Below are 3,830 nucleotides of genomic sequence, written 5' to 3'. Positions count from 1 at the left end.
CTTTCGCCTTGAATTCCTCGTGCACGATACAGGCACCGTCCCACAGCAATACATCGGCACCGGTCTGCTTCTGCACATAGCTGCCCAGATGTTTGTCCGGCGCCCACAAAATTTTCTCGCCCTCGGAGTCCAGGTAATCCACCACGTCCAGCGCGATGCTGGAGGTCACTACCCAGTCCGCGCGGGCTTTTACCGCCGCGGATGTATTCGCGTACACCACCACGGTGCGATCCGAATGCTGGTCGCAAAACGCTGAAAATTCATCGATGGGACAGCCGAGGTCGAGGGAGCAGGTTGCTTCCAGGGTCGGCATCAGGACGCGTTTGTTAGGCGTGAGGATTTTCGCGGTTTCGCCCATGAATTTCACACCGGCGACAATCAGAGTGTCGGCCTGGTGCTGGGCGCCGAAGCGGGCCATTTCCAGGGAGTCGGACACACAGCCACCGGTGTCTTCCGCCAACTGCTGAATCAGCGGGTCAGTATAGTAGTGCGCCACGAGTACGGCGTTCTGCTCCTTGAGCAGACGCTTGATACGCTCACGCCAAAGTTCCAGTTCTTCCTCGCTGTACTGATGGGCCTCCGGGTGTGCCAGGTGATCCTGGACAAAATCCCGCGCATCAATGGGGTTGGAAGACGCTATTTTCTCACTGCTTTCGGTCATGGAATCTCTGCACTACCGGAAAAAGCGGGCATTATAACGCCCTGAAAAATTTTCGCGCACACGACAAGTTTAACGTCGGAGTATACCGAGGGCGATGTATCGAATGGAGAGTATCGTATGGAGAAATGGTATAGGGAGAATGGTGGGTCGTGCTGGATTCGAACCAGCGACCAATTGGTTAAAAGCCAACTGCTCTACCAACTGAGCTAACGACCCTTAATCCCCCTCGCTGTGAGGAGCTGCGTATCTTACGGATCTAATCCGAAAACACAAGACCCGATGACAAAAAAATTACCAGCAAATTGAAGGGCTTAGCGATACCTGCCCGCCGGGCAATCCGGGGCTGCCCGTCGCGCGGTTCCACCGCAATCAGGTGTAAACCGTCGGATCCTCAAGTCCCGCTTCCGCGAACCCCGCGGCCCGCAGGCGGCAGCTGTCACAGCGGCCACAGGCGGCGCCATTGGGCTGCGCTTGATAGCAGCTGACCGTCAGACTGTAATCGACGCCCAGCTCACTACCCCGCTTGACGATGTCCGCCTTGGTCATCTTCATCAAAGGTGCGTGAACGGTAAGCTTGTTCCCTTCCACACCGGCTTTGGTGGCGAGGTTCGCCATCTTTTCAAAGGCGTCGATGTACTCCGGTCGGCAATCCGGGTAACCAGAGTAATCAACCGCATTGACGCCCACAAAAATATCTTGCGCCCCCAGCACTTCCGCCCAGCCCAGGGCGATAGACAGGAACACGGTGTTGCGCGCCGGCACATAAGTGACCGGAATGCCGGCGGTTTCCTCTTCCGGCACCGCAATGCTGTCATCCGTGAGTGCCGACCCACCAATGACCCGCAGGTCAAGCTTCACCACCTTGTGCTCGCGGGCGTCCAGGTCCGCAGCTACCCGCTGCGCAGCCATCAATTCGGCGCTGTGGCGCTGGCCGTAGTCAAATCCCAGCGCGTAACACTCGTACCCTTCCGCGCGGGCCATCGCCAGCACGGTGGCGGAGTCCAGGCCGCCGGAAAGCAGGACCACGGCTTTCTTTTTAGTCTGTTCAGTGCTCATAAGCCTCGCGCTCGTCATCTTTTTAAACAGGAAGGGGACTGAAGAGGGCTCAGACCCCGGGGATGTCGCCCCACAACAGTTTGTGCAGCTGTAACTGCATGCGCACCGGCAGGCGGTCCTCGATAATCCAGTCCGCCAACTGGCGTGCCGGCAGCTGCTCGTAGCTGGGCGAAAACAGGACCTCGCCCACCCGCTCGTGCAGGCGGTACTGGTCCAGGGCGAATTTGGCCCAGTCGTAGTCGCCGCGGTCACAGATCACGAACTTTACCTGATCCTTTTCCGTCAGCAGCGGCAGGTTTTCCATGCGGTTGCGGGACTGTTCGCCGGAGGCCGGGGTCTTGAGGTCGACCACCCGCGACACCCGCGGATCCACCTCGTCCACCGCCATGGCACCACTGGTTTCCAGTGATACCTGGTAGCCAGCATCGCACAGCGCGGTCAACAGCGGCAGGCAGTTGGGCTGCGCCAGCGGTTCACCACCGGTTACACACACCCTCGGCAGCGGGTAACCGCGAACCGCGTACCCGTCCACTTTCTGCAATATCTCGGCCAGGGACAGGCGTTCGCCACCGTAGAAGGCGTACTCGGAGTCACAGTAGGTACAGCGCAGCGGGCAGCCGGTCAGGCGCACGAAGATCGTGGGCCGGCCGGAATCCCGGGCTTCCCCCTGCAGGGAGTAGAAAATTTCGCTTATGCGGAGAGACTCCGCGTTCAGGTCAGTCATGATTCCACAGCCTGTGCCGGTTCCGCTGAATCGGCACATATAAAAACGCCCGGGTGACGGATGCCACCCGGGCGCGGGATCATAGAGTTTTTTTGATCACAAAACCAGCACCTGCAAAAGGCGCAGATTACTGGAAGTTATCTTTCAGGTACTGCTTGGCGAGGCCGGCGGCACGGGCATCACTGCCTGCCACCTGCTGCAGCAGTTCTTTTGCCTTGGCGTTATCGCCCAGCTGGTGGTACACGGTACCGAGCTTGTAGCGGCCGTCCCACACCTTGCTGGAATTCGGGTAGCCGTCGAGCAGCGCCACAAACCACTGGCGCGCTTCCTCTACATTGCCCTGAACCAGCGCGATTTCCCCGAGCCAGTAATTGGCATTGGGGGCGTACTGGCCATTGGGATAGTCGTCGAGCAGGCTCTTGAACGCCTTGCTGGCACCGTCGTAATCCCCCTGGCGGGCCAGTCCGAAGCTGGCCTGGTAGCGCTCTTTTTCATCGCCACCGTTGCCACCGGCAGACCCGACAGAAGGAGCCGGCGTCACTGGCGCGCTGGTGCTGTCACCGTTCGCGTTATCGCCGCCTTCGGGCGCAGCGGTTGCCGGCGCATCGCCGGAAAGCTTGGCGATCCGGCGGTCGAGATCCATGTAGTCTTCGGTGCGCTGCTGTCGCAGCCGCTTGACCTCGTGCCTCAGCTCTTCAACCGCGCCGCGCAGTTCCTGGACTTCCTGCTGCAATACCTGCATCTGGTAGTAGGCTTCCGCTTGCGGACTGGCCTGCAGGCGACCGGCAGAGGTGTCGGTGCGGCTGGCCAGCTGGGGATAGCTGGGAGGCGGTGGGGTTTGCGAGCCCCGGCTGCTCGAACTGTTACTGGACAGGTCGACAATCGGGGCCTGCGAGAATACGGGCGATGCCGCAGCCATGGAGGCTGCGGCGATCGCAATACTTCTGATCAGAAATGTCAGTTGCATGCTTTTAGATTAGTTGATCACCACGCGACGGTTCATGGCGCGAGCGCTTTCGCTGGAACCTTCCTGCGCCGGACGCTCTTCACCGTAGCTGATCACTTCCAGGCTGGCAGCGTCAACGCCCTGCAGCACCAGGAAGTCGCGAACCGCGTTGGCACGACGCTCGCCCAGAGCCAGGTTGTATTCACGGGTACCCAGTTCGTCAGCGTGGCCTTCCAGGCGTACGGTGCCGGTAGCGGCGCGCATACGGTCAGCGTGCTTGATCAGCAGCTCACGGGTGGAGGGCTTCAGCAGAGACTGGTCAAAGTCGAAGTAAACGACGTTGTCCAGCGGTACTACTACTTCCTGCGCCGGAGTTTCTTCAACTACCGGAGGAGGGGTTTGCTCAACCATCTGGTTGGCGCTGTCATCGGTGTCGGTGCTGG

The 3,830-nt window shown here is 60.0% G+C and carries 5 protein-coding genes and 1 tRNA gene; all 6 read right to left on the bottom strand.

Annotated elements, in window-relative coordinates; genetic code table 11:
• Positions 1–661, bottom strand: a 661-nt coding sequence (locus QZ511_RS16490; RefSeq protein WP_295804162.1) for a quinolinate synthase, incomplete at its 3' end; no start/stop codon positions are given.
• A gap of 140 nt (positions 662–801) precedes the next feature.
• Positions 802–877, bottom strand: a tRNA-Lys gene (locus QZ511_RS16485).
• A 153-nt stretch (positions 878–1,030) separates the two neighbouring features.
• Positions 1,031–1,717 carry a 7-cyano-7-deazaguanine synthase QueC gene (queC, locus tag QZ511_RS16480; protein ID WP_295804159.1) on the bottom strand — a complete coding sequence of 229 codons (687 nt, stop codon included), beginning with the start codon at positions 1,715–1,717 and terminating at the stop codon, positions 1,031–1,033.
• Between the two features lie 49 nt (positions 1,718–1,766).
• Positions 1,767–2,441, bottom strand: a complete 675-nt coding sequence (queE, locus tag QZ511_RS16475; protein WP_295804156.1) for a 7-carboxy-7-deazaguanine synthase QueE — start codon at positions 2,439–2,441, stop codon at positions 1,767–1,769.
• 127 nt (positions 2,442–2,568) lie between these two features.
• A complete protein-coding gene (gene ybgF, locus QZ511_RS16470; protein WP_295804153.1) occupies positions 2,569–3,408 on the bottom strand; it encodes a tol-pal system protein YbgF in 840 nt (279 codons plus the stop codon).
• A 9-nt stretch (positions 3,409–3,417) separates the two neighbouring features.
• Positions 3,418–3,830, bottom strand: a 413-nt coding sequence (locus QZ511_RS16465; RefSeq protein ID WP_295804151.1) for an OmpA family protein, incomplete at its 5' end; no start/stop codon positions are given.

It is taken from the genome of uncultured Microbulbifer sp. (assembly GCF_913055755.1).
Taxonomy (GTDB): domain Bacteria; phylum Pseudomonadota; class Gammaproteobacteria; order Pseudomonadales; family Cellvibrionaceae; genus Microbulbifer.
Note: the sequence above shows the minus strand (reverse complement) of the source record. Positions and strands in the feature narration are given on the sequence as shown.

Coding starts and splice junctions, on each gene's coding strand:
- queC (WP_295804159.1), bottom strand. CDS start 1,717: ATGAGCACTGAACAGACTAAAAAGAAAGCCGTGGTCCTGCTTTCCGGC.
- queE (WP_295804156.1), bottom strand. CDS start 2,441: ATGACTGACCTGAACGCGGAGTCTCTCCGCATAAGCGAAATTTTCTAC.
- ybgF (WP_295804153.1), bottom strand. CDS start 3,408: ATGCAACTGACATTTCTGATCAGAAGTATTGCGATCGCCGCAGCCTCC.